Raw genomic sequence first — 17,091 nt, 5'->3', positions numbered from 1 at the left:
TTCATGAATGCCGCCAAACGCCTGGAGATCTTTCGCAGGCTGCACGAAGACAACCCCGACCCGAAGACCGAACTGGCCTACACCACCCCGTTCGAACTGCTGGTCGCTGTGACGCTGTCCGCGCAATCCACCGACGTCGGCGTCAACAAGGCCACCGCCCGCCTGTTCCCCGTCGCCAATACCCCCGAGGCCATCTCTGCCCTGGGCGTCGCCGGCCTGAGCGAATACATCAAGACCATCGGGCTTTACAACAGCAAGGCCAAGAACGTCATCGAAGCCTGTCGGCTGCTGGTCGAGCAGCACGGCAGCCAGGTGCCACAAACCCGCGAAGCTTTGGAGGCATTGCCCGGCGTGGGCCGCAAGACCGCCAACGTAGTGCTGAACACTGCATTCCGCCAACCGACCATGGCAGTGGATACCCATATATTCCGGGTCAGCAACCGCACGGGCATTGCGCCGGGCAAGACGGTGCTGGAGGTGGAGAAGAAATTGGTCAAGTTCGTGCCAAAGGACTACCTGCTCGACGCCCATCACTGGTTGATCCTGCATGGGCGTTATGTGTGCCAGGCACGCAAGCCAAGGTGCGGCAGTTGCCGGATCGAAGACTTGTGCGAATACAAGCACAAGACCAGCGACGATTGAGCCGATAGCTCAAACCGCTCGCGGCGATTGAAAAAATCTTTTTTACCGGCGTCTGCTTTCTGGTTATAAGGACGGCCAATGGCCCCTTGGCTTGGAGCGACTCATGAGCACCGATAAAGACGACCTGTCGATCGAAGATGATTTTGTTGCCACAGAAGATGAAGCGGAACCCCAGGTGGAGAGCGCAAAGACCAATCTGAGCAAACGCCGCACCATCGACAACATGCTGGAAGAACGGCGCCTGCAAAAGCAGTTGGCCGATTTCGACTACGACTTGTAGCGCTGCTCGGGAGCCCAGGCAAAGCCTCCGGAATGGAGGCTTTGCAGCCTGGCAGTCAGTTAAGACCTTGCCGCTGCGCCAGCTCGATCAGGTCAACCAGCGACCGTGCATTGAGCTTGAGCAACAGCCGGGACTTGTAGGTACTGACCGTCTTGTTGCTGAGGAACATGCTGTCGGCAATTTCCTTGTTCGAGCGCCCTCGCGCCAGCTGTTGCAACACGGTCATCTCGCGCGCCGAGAGACGGTTGACCATATCCGTCTCGCTACCCCCTCCCCTGCCTCGCGACGCATGAAGGGCCTGGTTGGGAAAGTAGCTGTAACCCGACAGCACGGCCTTGATAGCGCTCAGCAGCTCGGTGAGTTCCTGCTGCTTGCACACGTAACCTGATGCACCCGCCTGCATGCAGCGCATCGAGAAGTTGCCGGGGGCCTGTGACGTCAGCACCAGCACCTTGCTGCACGGGCTGAAGGTTGCCATGCGCGCGATCACCTCCAGGCCATCCAGTCTGGGGATGCCAATATCGAGCACCACGATATCCGGCAGGTGTTGCCGTGTGAGTTGCAGTGCAGCCACCCCGTTGTCGGTCTCCGCCACGACGTCATACCCATGCCGCTCCATCAGCATGCGCACGGCCAGGCGGATGACCGGATGATCATCCACGATAAGCACTTTATTCATGCGATATCCATTGATTCATTATTTTTGCGTTGGCACGCCACGATAACCGACAGGGCGCCCGATGGCGCAGCGAATTCCCGACGAAACTCATGAGCAGAAGAAACTTACATCACTTACGGAAATTTCCTACAAATAACGGGTGCAGTTGTAACAACTAACATCTTTATTACCAAACGGACGGTAGCATTCGGCCGCACGTGCGCACCAGTTGAAAGCTGACGCGCTCTTGAAGACAAATCCACTTCAAACAAGGTGAAAAATCAAAGCCTCCAGGCTATTTGGCGATTATTCCTCATTCGGAAATCAATCCAGTCTTTAGTTGAGCGCAACGGTAAGGTAAAGATGGGGAAAACCGCTGGAGACGGCCCAAATGACCCAAGCACAACCTGTCGCCCCGCTGACGATCATTGCCATCTTCGCGGGTATTATCGAAGCCTCGGCCCTTGCGACACTGCCGTTTCTCAGCGAGTCCAGCCAAACGCTCTACACCTGGTTTCTTGTGGGCTTCCCGTTCTTTCTGACTGCACTGTTTTTCCTGACACTCAATTTCAACTACAAGTCGTTCTACAGCCCGTCACCCGACAGAATGTCGTACGACAATCCGCAGCCTACAAACACCGTGGCCACCCCTGCCATGGCCAGCGCTGCCCGCGAAGGGGTTCAGGGCGAGCCTGTCACGTTCATGTTTTCCGGCCCCGACGCCAACCGCATGATGGAGCAGCAAGTCCTCTCTGCACTTGCCCACCCCCCCCTGCCGGCGCGAACCTGGCGCTTTTGCAACTTGGACAGATGCCAATGTGCGCAACTGTCGATCAGTGCACTTGAGGGCGATGTCGTGAATGACGAGCGCTGAACCCGGGCACTTTCTGCACCCATAAAAAAACCCCGGCCTGGGCCGGGGTTTTTACGACACGCGCCAACAATCAGAGCAGCGAACGGCCCTTGTTGGCAGCAATGCGCATGCGCAGAGCGTTCAGCTTGATAAAGCCGGCAGCGTCCGCCTGGTTGTAGGCGCCGCCATCTTCCTCGAAGGTGGCGATGTTGGCATCGAACAGCGAGTCGTCCGACTGGCGGCCGACCACGGTGACGTTGCCCTTGTAAAGCTTCAGGCGCACCACGCCATTCACGTTGGTCTGCGAGGCGTCGATCATCTGTTGCAGCATCAGACGTTCCGGGCTCCACCAGTAGCCGGTGTAGATCAGGCTGGCGTACTTCGGCATCAGCTCATCCTTCAGGTGAGCGACTTCGCGGTCCAGGGTGATCGACTCGATGGCACGGTGGGCCTTGAGCATGATGGTGCCGCCAGGTGTCTCATAGCAGCCACGCGACTTCATGCCGACATAACGGTTTTCGACGATGTCCAGGCGACCGATGCCGTTGGCACCACCGATGCGGTTCAGGTCGGCCAGAACGGTGGCCGGGGTCTTGTCGACGCCGTCGATGGCAACGATGTCACCGTTACGGTAGGTCAGCTCAATGTAGGTTGCCTGGTCCGGGGCGTTCTCAGGCGAGACGCTCCAGCGCCACATGTCTTCTTCGTGCTCGGTCCAGGTATCTTCCAGGACACCGCCTTCGTAGGAGATGTGCAGCAGGTTGGCGTCCATCGAGTACGGCGACTTCTTCTTGCCGTGGCGCTCGATCGGGATGCCGTGCTTTTCGGCGTAGTCCATCAGTTTTTCGCGGGACAGCAGGTCCCACTCACGCCACGGGGCGATGACCTTGACGCCTGGTTTCAGGGCGTAGGCACCCAGTTCGAAACGAACCTGGTCGTTGCCTTTGCCGGTAGCGCCATGGGAAATGGCGTCAGCGCCGGTTTCGTTGGCGATTTCGATCAGGCGCTTGGCGATCAGCGGGCGGGCAATGGAAGTACCCAGCAGGTACTCGCCTTCGTAGACGGTGTTGGCGCGGAACATCGGGAACACGAAATCACGCACGAACTCTTCGCGCAGGTCGTCGATGTAGATCTCTTTAACACCCATTGCCTGGGCCTTGGCACGGGCCGGCTCGACCTCTTCGCCCTGACCCAGGTCAGCGGTGAAAGTCACCACTTCGCAGTTGTAGGTATCCTGCAGCCACTTGAGAATCACCGAAGTATCAAGGCCGCCGGAATACGCCAGTACGACCTTTTTTACGTCCGCCATGCCATCACTCCACGGGGTTGTACGGAAAGGGATCGATTCTAACGGCCTTACGGATAAATTTACAGTGGGGCGACAGCTTCTGACGACAAAGCGACAGGAACTGTCGGAAGGGCGACGGGGGTTTCAGGGCTATCCAGGGGGCGGGGCTCAGGATGGTATCGGGGCATCAAAGTGCATGCCTCAGCATCTCTAGCGCCTATGAGATCGAGCGCCGCCCGCGCGGCGCTCGATCTGATAGGCGCTGAAAACGTTGTGGCGATCGCCTGGTAGCCCTGATGCAATCTCTTTCCATACACCTGAAGGCACACCGATCTCAGGGCGCCTTCGCCCCCGACGCGGCAGCCGCCGGGCTGGCTGGTGCTGGGGGCGGGGCGGCAGGCGCCGCTCGTTCAGCCGGTTTTTCCGCGGGTTTCTCAACCACTGCCACCCGGTCCAGTTCAATATTCACCCGGCGATTGCGCGCCCGGTTGGCAGCGCTGTTGTTTTTCACCAACGGGTACTGCTCGCCATGGAAGCGCACATTGATCTGTTCTTCAGTTAATCCATGGGCCTTGAAGTAGTCAGCCACCGCTAGCGCGCGACGGCGCGACAGGTCACGATTGGTCAGGCGGTTGCCACTGTTGTCGGAATGGCCGTCGAGCTCGATGTGGTTCACCGTCGGGTCTGCTTTCATGTAATCCAGGATCACATCCAGCCGTGCACGCGCCGACGCGTCCAGCTCGGTGCCGCCCCCCGGGAAACCAACCTGGGTCTGGCGCACCTGGTCGTAATTCATTGGCAGCAGCTTGCCGGCACAGGCCTGGTAGTCGCTGTAAGCCCTGGCGAAGCTTACCGGCAGCACACGCACTTCCATCGGCCTGCCGGCCTCACCGGTGTAGTTGCGCACCACTGTGCTTCGCCCGTCGAGCAAGCCGTTGATCAGGCGGCTGGCCTGGCCCTGGGAGGAACTGAACAGCACACCGGTGCGGGCCATGCGTACGTTGCCCAGGTTGATATCACCCCGCCCAGGCTGCCACGGCGCCGCCGCCGCAAGCAGGCTGGCTGTACCTGCGCCCAGTACGTTGCTGTCCGAACGTAGCTGGAACACGGGTTGTTCACCGGCCCGGCGCACAAACTCGCCGCTGCCAAAACCTTCTATCGGCTGGATCAGACGGCACTCGAACTGATCCCCCTCGACCTTCCAGGCAATGTTCTCCATGCGCGTCTGGAAAGTCAGTGCGCCGGCCGGCAGGCTGGCGAACAGGGTCAACAGGGTGAGGTAACGCTGGCGCACGGGCGGCTCCACAAATTCTGACGGCTTACCTGCAGGCTATCGGACGCCGTCCGGAAAACTTGATAGCCGTGCTCGCCCCAGGGTTTTCCGGTAGCATTGGGGCTTGAGTTCGACCCGCCTGGAATCCCCAATGTCCGATCGCCTGACCCTCCTGCGCCCCGACGACTGGCACATCCATCTGCGCGATGGTGCCGTCCTGCCCCACACCGTTGGCGACGTGGCGCGCACTTTTGCCCGTGCCATCATCATGCCTAACCTGGTTCCTCCGGTGCGTAATGCCGACGAGGCCGGTGCCTATCGTGAGCGCATCCTGGCCGCCCGCCCTGCCGGCAGCCGCTTCGAGCCGCTGATGGTGCTGTACCTCACCGACCGCACCAGCCCCGAAGACATCCGCGCGGCCAAGGCCAGCGGCATCGTGTACGCCGCCAAACTGTACCCGGCCGGCGCTACCACCAACTCCGATTCGGGTGTGACCAGCATCGACAACATCTTCCCGGCCATCGAGGCGCTGGCGGAAGTTGGCATGCCGCTGCTGGTGCATGGCGAAGTGACCCGTAGCGAGATCGACGTCTTCGACCGCGAGAAGCGCTTCATCGACGAGCACATGCGTCGTCTGGTCGAGCGCTTCCCGACGCTGAAAGTGGTGTTCGAACACATCACCACCGGCGATGCCGCGCAGTTCGTTACCGAGGCCCCGGCCAACGTTGGCGCGACCATCACCGCGCAGCATTTGCTGTACAACCGCAACCACATGCTGGTTGGCGGCATTCGCCCGCACTTCTACTGCCTGCCGATCCTCAAGCGCAACACCCACCAGGTGGCGCTGCTGGACGCGGCCACCAGCGGCAACCCGAAGTTCTTCCTGGGCACCGACTCGGCACCGCACGCCCGTCACGCCAAGGAAGCCGCCTGCGGGTGCGCCGGTTGCTATACCGCCTATGCGGCCATCGAAATGTACGCCGAAGCGTTCGAACAGCGTAACGCGCTGGACAAGCTGGAAGGCTTTGCCAGCCTGCACGGCCCGGCCTTCTACGGCCTGCCGGCAAACACTGACACCATTACCCTGGTGCGTGAAGAATGGACCGCCCCGGACAGCCTGCCGTTTGGCGAGCAGACCGTAATCCCGCTGCGCGCCGGTGAAAAACTGCGCTGGCGCCTGCTGGAGCAAAACGTGTGAGCGAAGACCTCTACGAAGACGACATGGACGCCCAAGGCAGCAGCGGTACGCGCCACCCGATGGCCGAGCGCTTCCGCGGCTACCTGCCGGTAGTGGTGGATGTGGAAACAGGTGGTTTCAACAGCGCCACCGATGCCCTGCTGGAAATTGCCGCCGTCACTATCGGCATGGACGAAAAAGGCTTCCTGTTCCCCGAGCACACCTACTTCCACCGGGTGGAGCCGTTCGAGGGTGCCAACATTGAAGCTGCCGCGCTGGAGTTCACAGGCATAAAGCTGGACCATCCGCTGCGCATGGCCGTCAGCGAGGAAAGCGCGCTGACGGATATCTTCCGCGGTGTACGCAAGGCGCTCAAGGCCAATGGCTGCAAGCGGGCGATCCTGGTCGGCCACAACAGCAGCTTCGACCTGGGCTTCCTCAATGCGGCGGTGGCGCGCAACGACCTGAAGCGCAACCCGTTCCATCCGTTCTCCAGCTTCGACACCGCGACCCTTGCGGGCCTGGCATATGGCCAGACCGTGCTGGCGCGAGCCTGCCAGAGCGCGGACATCGACTTCGACGGGCGTGAAGCGCACTCGGCGCGTTATGACACCGAGAAGACGGCCGAGCTGTTCTGCGGCATCGTCAACCGCTGGAAAGAGATGGGCGGCTGGCGCGATTTCAACGATTGATCTACAAAAGCATTCGCGGGCATGCCCGCTCCCACAGGTTCACCTTTGCCGTCAGGCATGCAGAGAATCGGTGGGAGCGGGCGCGCCCGCGAAGAGGCCGGCACAGGACGGCATAAAAAAACCGGCCACGAAGGCCGGTTTTTTTATACGAGGGGCAATTACAGCTTGCCGGCGTTCTCGCTCAGGTAGGCAGCAACGCCTTCTGGCGAAGCGTTCATGCCTTTGTCGCCTTTTTTCCAGTTGGCAGGGCAGACTTCGCCGTGCTCTTCGTGGAACTGCAGGGCGTCAACCAGGCGCAGCAGCTCGTCCATGTTACGGCCCAGTGGCAGGTCGTTGATGATCTGCGAGCGGACAACACCGTTGGTGTCGATCAGGAAGGCGCCACGGAAGGCTACGCCGCCTTCGGACTCTACGTCGTAGGCTTTGCAGATTTCGTGGGTCATGTCGGCAGCCAGGGTGTACTTCACCTGACCGATGCCGCCGTTGTTGACCGGGGTGTTACGCCAGGCGTTGTGGGTGAAGTGGGAGTCGATCGACACGCCGATCACTTCGACGTTACGCGCCTGGAAGTCCGGGATGCGGTTGTCCAGGGCGATCAGCTCGGACGGGCAGACGAAGGTGAAGTCCAGCGGGTAGAAGAACACCAGGCCGTACTTGCCCTTGATGGCCGAAGCCAGGTTGAAGCTGTCGACGATCTCGCCATTGCCCAGCACGGCAGGAACGGTGAAATCGGGGGCTTTCTTACCAACGAGTACGCTCATTGTAATCTCCTGATGAGGGTGAAAAACCGTTTGCCGGGCCAGACGGGCTTGCCCGACATCCAACAAAGGCCGACCATCATACACGGCTTCTGATGACAGGCCGAATCCATCAGGCAGGCAACCACCGGTCGCTCAAGCGCGGCCCTTACAGAAAGTCCTTTGACAAGCATTCTCATTAACATTAAGCTCCAACCCATCGACTCAACCAGCGATGGTCAGCCCTTATGTATGTGTGTCTTTGTGTCGGCGTTACCGACGGACAGATCCGCGATGCGATCTATGAAGGATGCTGCAGTTACAAGGAAGTGCGAGCCGCGACCAATGTCGCAAGCCAGTGTGGCAAATGCGCCTGCCTGGCCAAGGAAGTGGTCCGTGAGACCCTGACCGAGCTGCAGGTGAGCCAGGCAGCCCTGCCCTACCCCGTGGAATTTACCGCGGCCTGACGCCCCTATTTCGAAGAACCGGACCCCGTGTCCGGTTTTTTTATGCCTTGAATTCAATAAGTTAGCGCTCCAACGCGGTTCACAAACATTCTTATTCCTATTAATTTTCATTTATTATTCAATAACTTAGGTTTGACACTCTTAAGTATCGGGCTCAAACTTCACTGTATTGGCACACTTCTACAGGGCAGGAACCCGAAATGAAAGGCGACGTAAGCGTCATCCAGCATCTCAACAAGATCCTCGGAAACGAGCTGGTCGCGATCAACCAGTACTTCCTGCACGCACGCATGTACGAAGATTGGGGCCTGAACAAACTCGGCAAGCACGAGTACAAAGAATCCATCGACGAGATGAAGCACGCTGACAAACTGATCAAGCGTATTCTCTTTCTCGAAGGCATTCCTAACGTTCAGGACCTGGGCAAGCTGCTGATCGGCGAACACACCAAGGAAATGCTCGAGTGCGACCTGAAGCTCGAAAAGAAAGGACTGGCCGACCTGAAGGCAGCTATCGCCCACTGCGAAACCGCTGGCGACTTTGGCTCGCGTGACATGCTCGAGGACATCCTCGAATCCGAGGAAGAGCACATCGACTGGCTGGAAACCCAACTGGGTCTGATCGACAAGATTGGCATCGAAAATTATCTGCAATCGCAGATGGGCGAAGAGTAAGTATTCGCCCCATAAAAAAACCCGCGATCAGCGGGTTTTTTTATGCTTGCCGGAAATCAGGCTTCAGAGGCCTTGGCCTTGGCAGCCGCTTCCTTGATCAGGGTTTGCAGCTCACCGTTGGCGAACATTTCCAGCATGATGTCGCTACCGCCAACCAGCTCACCGGCTACCCACAGCTGCGGGAAGGTCGGCCAGTTGGCATATTTTGGCAGGTTGGCACGGATTTCCGGGTTCTGCAGGATGTCGACGTAGGCGAACTTCTCGCCACAACCCATCACAGCTTGCGATGCCTTGGCCGAGAACCCGCATTGCGGGGCATTCGGCGAGCCTTTCATGTAAAGCAGAATGGTGTTGTTGGCAATCTGCTCTTTGATCGTTTCGATGATATCCATGTAGCACCTCGGCTTAACTTTGCGACGCTGTTGTCGGCACGGTGGCGCATTGTAACGGAAAGCCGAGCAGCGTGCTCGGCCTTGCTGTTCCTTATGCGGCCTCCACCTGCACGGGTACGCCATTGAGCGCAGCGTTGCCGGAAACCTGGTCCCGCAAGCGCTCGTCGGTCAGGTCATTGGCGCTCACCCCGGGCTGCGCCTGGGCGATCTGCATGTGCACGCCCTGACGACCGTGACCGAAGCCATGGGGCAGGCTGACCACACCGGGCATCATGTCCTCGCAGGCCTGCACTTCGACTTCAAGATCACCCGTGCGGGAGCGGATACGCACCCGCTGGCCGTCCTGCAACTGTCGCTGTTGCAGGTCTTGCGGGTGCATCAACAGCTGATGGCGAGGCTTGCCTTTCACCAGGCGGTGGAAATTGTGCATCCATGAGTTGTTGCTGCGCACGTGGCGGCGGCCGATCAGCAGCAGCTCACCCGGCACGGGCGGTGCCAGTTGCGTCAGGCGGTGAAGGTCGTCCAGCAATACCTGGGGTGCCGCTTCGACAGCCTTGCTGGTAGTCGCCAGGCGCGCAGCCAGGTTGCTGCGTAAAGGCCCGAGGTCAAGGCCGTGAGGGTGATCGTCCAGCGTTGCCAGTGACAGCCGCCAAGGCGTTTCGTCACCATAGCGCCCCTTGCGCAAGGCCAGATCGATCATCTGCGCAGGTGCCCAGGTCGGTTTCAGTTCAAGCTCGGCATGCCTGGCAAACGCCTGGGCCAGGCCGACGAAGATTTCCCAGTCGTGCAGCGCCCCGTCCGGCTTGGCCAGGATCGCCCGGTTGAAGCGGGTGACGTTGCGCACGGCCAGCAAGTTGAAGGTGCTGTCGTAGTGGTCGTTTTCCAGCGAGGAGGTGGAAGGCAGGATCAGGTCGGCATGCCGAGTGGTTTCGTTGATGTAGAGGTCGATGCTGAGCATGAATTCCAGGCCTTCCAGGGCCGCATCCAACTGGCGACCGTTAGGGGTGGACAGCACCGGGTTGCCGGCCACTGTCACCAAGGCGCGTACCTGCCCTTCGCCAGGTGTCAGCATCTCCTCGGCCAGGGCCGCCACGGGCAGCTCGCCACCGTACTCGGGCAAACCCGAGACCCGGCTCTGCCAGGCGTTGAAATGACCGCCCGAGATGGTGGCCACCAGGTCGACAGCAGGCTCGGTGCACAACGCGCCGCCTTCGCGGTCAAGGTTGCCGGTCACCAGGTTGATCAGTTGCACCAGCCAGTGGCAGAGGGTGCCGAAGGCTTGGGTGGAAACGCCCATGCGGCCATAGCACACGGCCTTTTCTGCCGCAGCGAAGTCCCGTGCCAGCTGGCGGATCTGCGTGGCGGCAATGCCGCAATGCGTGCTCATGGCTTCGGCGCTGAGGGGTGCAAGCGCTTCGCGCACCTGCTGCAGGCCGTTGATGGGCAAGTGCGAACCTTGCGCCAGGCCCTCCTCGAACAGGGTATTGAGCACGCCGCACAACAGCGCCGCATCCCCACCCGGACGGATAAACAGGTGGGTATCGGCCAAGGCTGCCGTTTCGCTGCGCCGAGGGTCGACCACCACCAGGCGCCCGCCCCGGCCAAGCAGGGCCTTGAGGCGCTTTTCCACATCGGGCACGGTCATGATGCTGCCGTTGGAGGCCAGCGGGTTGCCGCCAAGAATCAGCATGAAGTCGGCGTGGTCGATATCCGGAATCGGCAGCAGCAGGCCATGGCCATACATCAGGTGGCTGACCAGGTGTTGTGGCAGCTGATCCACCGAGGTGGCCGAGAAACGGTTGCGTGTCTTGAGCAGGCCGAGGAAGTAGTTGCTGTGGGTCATCAAACCGTAGTTGTGCACGCTCGGGTTGCCCTGGTAAACCGCCACGGCATTGCGCCCGTGAGCCTGCTGGACCGCCCATAACTTTTCGGCGGCCATGGCAAAGGCCTCGTCCCAGCCGATGGCCTGCCAACGCTCCCCTACCCGCTTGTGGGGCTGGCGCAGGCGGTCAGGGTCGTTCTGGATGTCCTGCAAGGCCACAGCCTTGGGGCAGACGTGGCCACGGCTGAACGGGTCCTGGGGGTCGCCCTTGATCGAGCTGATTACCGCCCGCCCGTCGTCTTCATGGCTGACTTCGATGTTCAGCCCGCAGATTGCTTCGCACAGGTGACAGGCACGGTGATGCAGGGTCTTGGTCATGGCCGCCTCTGCCTTGTTGTTGTCGAACAGTGACTATGCGCCCGGCGACTGCCCCCGGCCAGCGCGCTTCGCCGCGTGAATCCACCGACATCAGGCACACGATTTGCGACAGCGATTTGCCAAATTGCCAGCAAGCCCTGTACAACACGTGTAGCAAATAAAAAACAGCACAGGCCGACGGGTGGAGACACCCTTTGCAACACCCTTTGCAACACCCTTTGCAATCAGGCCGCTGATTCCCCCTTGGCTTCAGGCGACATTTACTTATAGTATTGCGCCTTTCCCTATTTTCGTCCGCCCCGTGCGGCTTACGCCGCAGGTCACTCCCGTTGTCAAAAAAAACCATACGGTCGACCTGCATACCGTTGCAGATAAGGTAGTCAATCATGAGCGCTAGGCACTTTCTCTCCCTGCTGGACTTCACCACCGACGAATTGCTCGGGGTGATCCGCCGCGGCATCGAGCTGAAGGACCTGCGCAAACGAGGCGTGCTGTTCGAGCCCCTGAAGAACCGCGTGCTGGGCATGATCTTCGAGAAATCCTCGACCCGTACCCGGGTGTCGTTCGAGGCCGGCATGATCCAGCTGGGCGGCCAGGCCATCTTCCTGTCGCCACGCGACACCCAGCTGGGCCGTGGCGAGCCAATCGGTGACAGCGCCATCGTGCTGTCGAGCATGGTCGATGTGGTGATGATTCGTACCCACGCCCACAGCACCCTGACCGAGTTCGCCGCCAAATCGCGCGTGCCGGTAATCAACGGCCTGTCCGACGAGTCGCACCCGTGCCAACTGCTGGCCGACATGCAGACCTTCCTCGAGCACCGCGGCTCTATCCAGGGCAAGACCGTGACCTGGATCGGCGACGGCTTCAACATGTGCAACTCCTATATCGAGGCCGCCAGGCAGTTCGATTTCCAGCTGCGCATCGCCTGCCCCGAAGGCTACGAGCCGGATCAGCGCTTCATGGCGCTGGGCGGCGACCGCGTGCAGATCATCCGTGATGCCAAGCAAGCCGTGCGTGACGCGCACCTTGTGGTCACCGATGTCTGGACTTCCATGGGTCAGGAGGAGGAAACTGCACGGCGCCTGGCGCATTTCGCGCCTTACCAGGTCACCCGCGAACTGCTCGACCTGGCGGCACCCGATGTCCTCTTCATGCACTGCCTGCCCGCCCACCGTGGCGAGGAAATCAGCCAGGACCTGCTCGACGACCCACGTTCGGTCGCCTGGGACGAGGCTGAAAACCGCCTGCATGCACAGAAGGCGCTTCTCGAATTCCTTGTAGAACCGGCTTACCACCACGCATGAGTCAACCCCTACTGCTCAACCTGCGCAACCTCGCCTGCGGCTACGGCGACCAGCGCATCGTCCAGAACCTCAACCTGCACCTGAACGCAGGCGACATCGGTTGCCTGCTGGGCTCATCCGGTTGCGGGAAAACCACCACGCTGCGCGCCATTGCCGGTTTCGAACCGGTGCACGAAGGCGAGATCCAGCTGGCCGGCGAAGTCATTTCCCGCGCAGGGTTCACCCTGGCCCCGGAAAAGCGCCGCATCGGCATGGTATTCCAGGACTACGCGCTGTTCCCGCACCTGACCGTGGCACAGAACATTGCCTTTGGCATCGCCAAGCACCCACGCCAGGCCGCTGTCATCGAAGAAATGCTCGAACTGGTCAAGCTGGGCGGCCTGGGCGGGCGCTACCCGCATGAGCTATCTGGGGGCCAGCAGCAACGGGTCGCCCTGGCCCGCGCGCTGGCGCCCGAACCCCAGTTGCTGCTGCTCGACGAGCCGTTCTCCAACCTTGACGTGGAGTTGCGCCGGCGCCTCAGCCATGAGGTGCGCGATATCCTCAAAAGCCGTGGCACCAGCGCCATCCTGGTTACCCATGACCAGGAAGAAGCCTTTGCCGTCAGCGATCAGGTTGGTGTGTTCAAAGAAGGCCGCCTGGAGCAGTGGGACACGCCCTACAACCTTTACCACGAACCACAGACGCCGTTCGTGGCCAGCTTCATTGGCCAGGGGTACTTCATCCGTGGGCAGATGAGCAGCCACGAGGCCGTCAATACCGAGCTGGGTGAACTGCGCGGCAACCGTGCCTACATCATGGCGCCCGGCAGTTCGGTAGACGTGCTGCTGCGGCCCGACGATATCGTGCATGCACCCGGCAGCGCGCTACAGGCGAACATCGTCGGCAAGAGCTTCCTGGGGGCATCGACCCTGTACCGCCTGCAACTGCCGACCGGCAGCCAGCTGGAAGCGATCTTCCCTAGCCATAACGACCTTCAGGTCGGTGAAGAGGTGGGGATTGCGGTAAAGGCCGATCACCTGGTGCTGTTCCCGGTGCCGGGTAGCGTCGCGGCGCAGTTGCCGCGCCAGGAGAATGGCGTGCGTCGGTACAGTTCCGCGACCTGAAACCAGATCCTTGGGGCCGCTTTGCGGCCCTTCGCGGGCTTGCCCGCTCCCACAGGTTTCGCCTCAAATATCCCTGTGGGAGCGGGCAAGCCCGCGAAGGGCTGCACAGCAGCCCCGGTGTGCTCAACCTCTGCCGATCCCGGCAAACTTGCCCTGGGTATGCTCGGCCAGCACCGCCGCCGCCAACTCCACTTCCAGCCCACGCCGCCCAGCACTGACATGGATGGTTGCAAAATTCTGCGCTGATTCGTCAATGAACGTACGCAGGCGCTTCTTCTGCCCCAACGGACTGATACCACCTACCAGATAACCCGTAGCCCGCTGCGCCGCCGCCGGGTCTGCCATCTCGCATTTCTTTACCCCGGCAGCATGGGCCAGGGCCTTGAGGTCCAGGGTGCCCACCACAGGCACCACCGCCACCAGCAACTCCCCTTTCTCGCTGCTGGCCAGCAAGGTCTTGAACACCTGCTGCGGGTCGAGCCCGAGCTTTTCAGCCGCCTCCAGACCGTAAGACGCCGACTTGGGGTCATGCTCATAGCTGTGCACACGGTGGTCGGCGCGATGCTTCTTCAACAGGTCTAGGGCGGGGGTCATGCAAAGGCTCCGGTCTGGGGACGGCTCGGCGGCTACTTTAGGACAAATCCCACAACCCAGCCAGCGCACCGCAATCGCGCACCTCTAGTACGGGGATCCGCAGCCGATTTTAGCGACCATTTCGTGACTGGTCGTTCACTTTCGACCTTTGACATCAGCGTTTCTTGTCTATATTTTTTCGCTTCTGAACAAATGGCGCACTTTTAAGGTGCGCTTCCTGTACTTGCCCGGGGTCAATGGGGATCGACACCGGGCTTTGCTGTCGAGCGCCACGCGCCTCACAACAAAAAAAACGAGGTCATACATGACGACTGCTCTACGCCAACCCACGCTGTCCAGCCAATGCCTGGCCGAGTTTCTCGGCACTGCCCTGCTCATCTTCTTCGGCACCGGCTGCGTTGCCGCACTCAAGGTCGCCGGCGCCAGCTTCGGCCTGTGGGAGATCAGCATCATCTGGGGTGTTGGCGTGAGCATGGCGATCTACCTCACCGCCGGCATTTCCGGCGCGCACCTGAACCCGGCGGTGAGCATAGCCCTCACCCTGTTCGCGGGTTTCGACAAGCGCAAGCTGCCCTTCTACATGCTGGCCCAGGTATGCGGCGCGTTCTGTGGCGCGGCGCTGGTGTACACCCTGTACAGCAACCTGTTCTTCGATTTCGAACAGGCCCACGCCATGTTGCGCGGTAGCGAAGCCAGCCTGGAGCTGGCCTCGGTGTTCTCCACCTACCCACACCCGTCGCTGTCAATCGGCCAGGCATTCCTGGTTGAAGTCGTCATCACGGCTATCCTGATGGCCGTGATCATGGCCCTGACCGACGACAACAACGGCCTGCCACGCGGCGCCATGGCCCCGCTGCTGATCGGCCTGCTGATCGCGGTGATCGGCAGCGCCATGGGCCCGCTGACCGGTTTTGCCATGAACCCTGCCCGCGATTTCGGGCCAAAACTCATGACCTTCCTGGCCGGTTGGGGTGAAATCGCCTTCACTGGCGGTCGGGATATACCGTATTTCCTGGTTCCGGTGTTCGCACCGATCCTTGGCGCCTGCCTGGGTGCCGCGACCTATCGCGGCCTGATTGCCCGCAACTTGCCAATGGCAAGTGCCGCGAACCCTGAGACAAATGACAATCGCCAGGGCGATACTCAAGCCAATTGATGCCGGCAACCCGCCCAGCCCTGACCTCCTATTCTTGCAAGGCCTACGACCATGACAGACACCCAGGACAAGAACTACATCATCGCCCTGGACCAGGGCACCACCAGTTCGCGTGCCATCATTTTCGACCGCGACGCCAATGTGGTGGGCACCTCCCAGCGCGAGTTCGCCCAGCACTATCCGCAAGCGGGCTGGGTCGAGCACGACCCGATGGAGATCTTCGCCACGCAGAGCGCGACCATGGTCGAGGCCTTGGCACAGGCAGGCATCAGTCATGCCCAGGTAGCCGCAATCGGCATCACCAACCAACGCGAAACCACCGTGGTGTGGGACAAGGAAACCGGCCGCCCGGTCTACAACGCCATCGTCTGGCAGTGCCGCCGCAGCACCGAGATCTGCGCCCAGCTCAAGCGCGACGGCCATGAAGACTATATTCGCGACACCACCGGCCTGGTCACCGACCCTTACTTCTCCGGCACCAAACTGAAGTGGATCCTCGACAACGTCGAGGGCGCCCGCGAACGCGCCGAACGTGGCGAACTGTTGTTCGGCACCATCGATACCTGGCTGATCTGGAAGTTCTCGGGCGGCAAGGTGCACGTCACCGACTACACCAATGCCTCGCGCACGCTGATGTTCAACATCCATAGCCTGCAGTGGGACGACAAGCTGCTGGAGATCCTCGGCATCCCGCGGCAGATGCTGCCCGAGGTTCGTCCTTCTTCCGAAGTGTACGGCCACACCAAGAGCGGCATTGCCATCGCCGGTATTGCCGGTGACCAACAGTCGGCGCTGTTCGGCCAGATGTGCGTGGAGCCGGGCCAGGCCAAGAATACCTATGGCACTGGCTGCTTCCTGCTGATGAACACCGGCGCACAGGCGGTCAAGTCGTCCCACGGCCTGCTCACCACCATCGCCTGCGGCCCGCGCGGCGAGGTGGCCTATGCGCTGGAAGGCGCGGTGTTCAACGGGGGTTCCACCGTGCAGTGGCTGCGTGACGAACTGAAGATCGTCAACGACGCCCTGGATACCGAATACTTCGCCAGCAAGGTCAAGGACAGCAACGGCGTCTACCTGGTACCGGCCTTCACCGGCCTGGGTGCACCGTACTGGGACCCGTACGCCCGTGGTGCGCTGTTCGGCCTGACCCGTGGCGTGAAAGTGGACCACATCATCCGCGCCGCACTGGAGTCGATCGCCTACCAGACCCGCGACGTGCTCGATGCCATGCAGCAGGACTGCGGCCAGCGCCTGTCCGAACTGCGTGTGGACGGTGGCGCGGTGGCCAACAACTTCCTCATGCAGTTCCAGGCCGACATCCTCGGTACGTGCGTAGAGCGCCCGCAAATGCGCGAAACCACGGCCTTGGGCGCCGCCTACCTGGCCGGCCTGGCCTGCGGCTTCTGGAGCGGCCTGGACGAATTGCGCGACAAGGCAATCATCGAGCGCGAGTTCAGCCCGCAGCTGGATGAAACGCAAAAAGAGAAGCTGTACGCCGGCTGGAAGAAAGCCGTCGAACGTACCCGTGACTGGGAAGATCACGAGGCGTAAAGCACATCGGGGCCGCCACGCGGCCCCAATCGTCCACTGGCCGT

The 17,091-nt window shown here is 61.0% G+C and carries 18 protein-coding genes; 11 read left to right on the top strand and 7 right to left on the bottom strand.

All coding sequences use genetic code 11. The features are described 5' to 3' along the window. Positions 1–3 precede the first annotated feature (3 nt). Entirely contained in the window at positions 4–642 is a 639-nt protein-coding gene (gene nth / locus N805_RS27935) for an endonuclease III (RefSeq protein ID WP_019473398.1), read from the top strand. Positions 643–745: 103 nt separating this feature from the next. Continuing rightward, positions 746–922: a PA3496 family putative envelope integrity protein gene (locus tag N805_RS30840; protein WP_016498218.1), complete on the top strand. Its 177-nt coding sequence runs from the start codon at positions 746–748 to the stop codon at positions 920–922. A gap of 55 nt (positions 923–977) precedes the next feature. Here the strand turns inward: N805_RS30840 and N805_RS27925 are convergent, their stop codons facing one another. Continuing rightward, on the bottom strand, positions 978–1,601 hold the full coding sequence (locus N805_RS27925; RefSeq protein WP_019473397.1) for a response regulator transcription factor: 624 nt from the start codon (positions 1,599–1,601) through the stop codon (positions 978–980). Between the two features lie 370 nt (positions 1,602–1,971). Here N805_RS27925 and N805_RS27920 point away from each other — a divergent pair, with 370 nt between their 5' ends. Next, complete coding sequence (locus N805_RS27920; protein ID WP_019473396.1) at positions 1,972–2,454, top strand: hypothetical protein; 483 nt, start codon at positions 1,972–1,974, stop codon at positions 2,452–2,454. Positions 2,455–2,524: 70 nt separating this feature from the next. Here the strand turns inward: N805_RS27920 and N805_RS27915 are convergent, their stop codons facing one another. Together N805_RS27915 and N805_RS27910 are read right to left on the bottom strand one after the other, a co-directional pair. Continuing rightward, entirely contained in the window at positions 2,525–3,742 is a 1,218-nt protein-coding gene (locus N805_RS27915; RefSeq protein WP_019473395.1) for an argininosuccinate synthase, read from the bottom strand. Positions 3,743–4,055: 313 nt separating this feature from the next. Beyond that, positions 4,056–5,015: a flagellar protein MotY gene (locus tag N805_RS27910; RefSeq protein WP_019472066.1), complete on the bottom strand. Its 960-nt coding sequence runs from the start codon at positions 5,013–5,015 to the stop codon at positions 4,056–4,058. Positions 5,016–5,145: 130 nt separating this feature from the next. Between N805_RS27910 and pyrC the strand changes: the two genes are divergently transcribed. Both pyrC and rnt read left to right on the top strand, forming a co-directional pair. Next, complete coding sequence (gene pyrC / locus N805_RS27905) at positions 5,146–6,192, top strand: dihydroorotase (protein WP_019472065.1); 1,047 nt, start codon at positions 5,146–5,148, stop codon at positions 6,190–6,192. A gap of 23 nt (positions 6,193–6,215) precedes the next feature. Next, on the top strand, positions 6,216–6,863 hold the full coding sequence (gene rnt, locus N805_RS27900) for a ribonuclease T (RefSeq protein WP_259374970.1): 648 nt from the start codon (positions 6,216–6,218) through the stop codon (positions 6,861–6,863). A 158-nt stretch (positions 6,864–7,021) separates the two neighbouring features. Here rnt and N805_RS27895 read toward each other — a convergent pair whose 3' ends face one another. Beyond that, on the bottom strand, positions 7,022–7,624 hold the full coding sequence (locus N805_RS27895) for a peroxiredoxin (RefSeq protein ID WP_012273884.1): 603 nt from the start codon (positions 7,622–7,624) through the stop codon (positions 7,022–7,024). 224 nt (positions 7,625–7,848) lie between these two features. Between N805_RS27895 and N805_RS27890 the strand changes: the two genes are divergently transcribed. Both N805_RS27890 and bfr read left to right on the top strand, forming a co-directional pair. Further along, a complete protein-coding gene (locus N805_RS27890; RefSeq protein ID WP_016488781.1) occupies positions 7,849–8,067 on the top strand; it encodes a bacterioferritin-associated ferredoxin in 219 nt (72 codons plus the stop codon). A 200-nt stretch (positions 8,068–8,267) separates the two neighbouring features. Next, positions 8,268–8,741 carry a bacterioferritin gene (bfr, locus tag N805_RS27885; protein WP_016488782.1) on the top strand — a complete coding sequence of 158 codons (474 nt, stop codon included), beginning with the start codon at positions 8,268–8,270 and terminating at the stop codon, positions 8,739–8,741. Positions 8,742–8,797: 56 nt separating this feature from the next. Here bfr and grxD read toward each other — a convergent pair whose 3' ends face one another. Continuing rightward, on the bottom strand, positions 8,798–9,133 hold the full coding sequence (grxD, locus tag N805_RS27880) for a Grx4 family monothiol glutaredoxin (RefSeq protein WP_019472063.1): 336 nt from the start codon (positions 9,131–9,133) through the stop codon (positions 8,798–8,800). 91 nt (positions 9,134–9,224) lie between these two features. After that, a complete protein-coding gene (locus N805_RS27875; RefSeq protein ID WP_019472062.1) occupies positions 9,225–11,333 on the bottom strand; it encodes a molybdopterin-dependent oxidoreductase in 2,109 nt (702 codons plus the stop codon). A gap of 386 nt (positions 11,334–11,719) precedes the next feature. Between N805_RS27875 and argF the strand changes: the two genes are divergently transcribed. Together argF and N805_RS27865 are read left to right on the top strand one after the other, a co-directional pair. Next, complete coding sequence (argF, locus tag N805_RS27870; protein ID WP_019472061.1) at positions 11,720–12,640, top strand: ornithine carbamoyltransferase; 921 nt, start codon at positions 11,720–11,722, stop codon at positions 12,638–12,640. Next, the gene (locus N805_RS27865; RefSeq protein ID WP_019472060.1) at positions 12,637–13,746 is read left to right on the top strand and encodes an ABC transporter ATP-binding protein; all 1,110 of its coding nucleotides are present in this window, start codon (positions 12,637–12,639) and stop codon (positions 13,744–13,746) included. Before argF ends, N805_RS27865 begins: the two co-directional genes overlap by 4 nt. A 123-nt stretch (positions 13,747–13,869) precedes the next feature. Here the strand turns inward: N805_RS27865 and ybaK are convergent, their stop codons facing one another. Next, positions 13,870–14,340 carry a Cys-tRNA(Pro) deacylase gene (gene ybaK, locus N805_RS27860; RefSeq protein WP_019472059.1) on the bottom strand — a complete coding sequence of 157 codons (471 nt, stop codon included), beginning with the start codon at positions 14,338–14,340 and terminating at the stop codon, positions 13,870–13,872. Positions 14,341–14,644: 304 nt separating this feature from the next. Between ybaK and N805_RS27855 the strand changes: the two genes are divergently transcribed. Together N805_RS27855 and glpK are read left to right on the top strand one after the other, a co-directional pair. Then, complete coding sequence (locus N805_RS27855) at positions 14,645–15,496, top strand: MIP/aquaporin family protein (protein WP_019472058.1); 852 nt, start codon at positions 14,645–14,647, stop codon at positions 15,494–15,496. A 51-nt stretch (positions 15,497–15,547) separates the two neighbouring features. Then, the gene (gene glpK, locus N805_RS27850) at positions 15,548–17,047 is read left to right on the top strand and encodes a glycerol kinase GlpK (protein WP_019472057.1); all 1,500 of its coding nucleotides are present in this window, start codon (positions 15,548–15,550) and stop codon (positions 17,045–17,047) included. Positions 17,048–17,091 lie beyond the last annotated feature (44 nt).

It is taken from the genome of Pseudomonas putida S13.1.2 (assembly GCF_000498395.2).
Taxonomy (GTDB): Bacteria; Pseudomonadota; Gammaproteobacteria; order Pseudomonadales; family Pseudomonadaceae; genus Aquipseudomonas; species Aquipseudomonas putida_Q.
Note: the sequence above shows the minus strand (reverse complement) of the source record. Positions and strands in the feature narration are given on the sequence as shown.

What these genes read in the sequence shown, in the direction of transcription:
- nth (WP_019473398.1), top strand. Translation starts at nt 4, where the DNA reads ATGAATGCCGCCAAACGCCTGGAGATCTTTCGCAGGCTGCACGAAGAC.
- N805_RS30840 (WP_016498218.1), top strand. Translation starts at nt 746, where the DNA reads ATGAGCACCGATAAAGACGACCTGTCGATCGAAGATGATTTTGTTGCC.
- N805_RS27925 (WP_019473397.1), bottom strand. Translation starts at nt 1,601, where the DNA reads ATGAATAAAGTGCTTATCGTGGATGATCATCCGGTCATCCGCCTGGCC.
- N805_RS27920 (WP_019473396.1), top strand. Translation starts at nt 1,972, where the DNA reads ATGACCCAAGCACAACCTGTCGCCCCGCTGACGATCATTGCCATCTTC.
- N805_RS27915 (WP_019473395.1), bottom strand. Translation starts at nt 3,742, where the DNA reads ATGGCGGACGTAAAAAAGGTCGTACTGGCGTATTCCGGCGGCCTTGAT.
- pyrC (WP_019472065.1), top strand. Translation starts at nt 5,146, where the DNA reads ATGTCCGATCGCCTGACCCTCCTGCGCCCCGACGACTGGCACATCCAT.
- rnt (WP_259374970.1), top strand. Translation starts at nt 6,216, where the DNA reads ATGGACGCCCAAGGCAGCAGCGGTACGCGCCACCCGATGGCCGAGCGC.
- N805_RS27895 (WP_012273884.1), bottom strand. Translation starts at nt 7,624, where the DNA reads ATGAGCGTACTCGTTGGTAAGAAAGCCCCCGATTTCACCGTTCCTGCC.
- N805_RS27890 (WP_016488781.1), top strand. Translation starts at nt 7,849, where the DNA reads ATGTATGTGTGTCTTTGTGTCGGCGTTACCGACGGACAGATCCGCGAT.
- bfr (WP_016488782.1), top strand. Translation starts at nt 8,268, where the DNA reads ATGAAAGGCGACGTAAGCGTCATCCAGCATCTCAACAAGATCCTCGGA.
- grxD (WP_019472063.1), bottom strand. Translation starts at nt 9,133, where the DNA reads ATGGATATCATCGAAACGATCAAAGAGCAGATTGCCAACAACACCATT.
- N805_RS27875 (WP_019472062.1), bottom strand. Translation starts at nt 11,333, where the DNA reads ATGACCAAGACCCTGCATCACCGTGCCTGTCACCTGTGCGAAGCAATC.
- argF (WP_019472061.1), top strand. Translation starts at nt 11,720, where the DNA reads ATGAGCGCTAGGCACTTTCTCTCCCTGCTGGACTTCACCACCGACGAA.
- N805_RS27865 (WP_019472060.1), top strand. Translation starts at nt 12,637, where the DNA reads ATGAGTCAACCCCTACTGCTCAACCTGCGCAACCTCGCCTGCGGCTAC.
- ybaK (WP_019472059.1), bottom strand. Translation starts at nt 14,340, where the DNA reads ATGACCCCCGCCCTAGACCTGTTGAAGAAGCATCGCGCCGACCACCGT.
- N805_RS27855 (WP_019472058.1), top strand. Translation starts at nt 14,645, where the DNA reads ATGACGACTGCTCTACGCCAACCCACGCTGTCCAGCCAATGCCTGGCC.
- glpK (WP_019472057.1), top strand. Translation starts at nt 15,548, where the DNA reads ATGACAGACACCCAGGACAAGAACTACATCATCGCCCTGGACCAGGGC.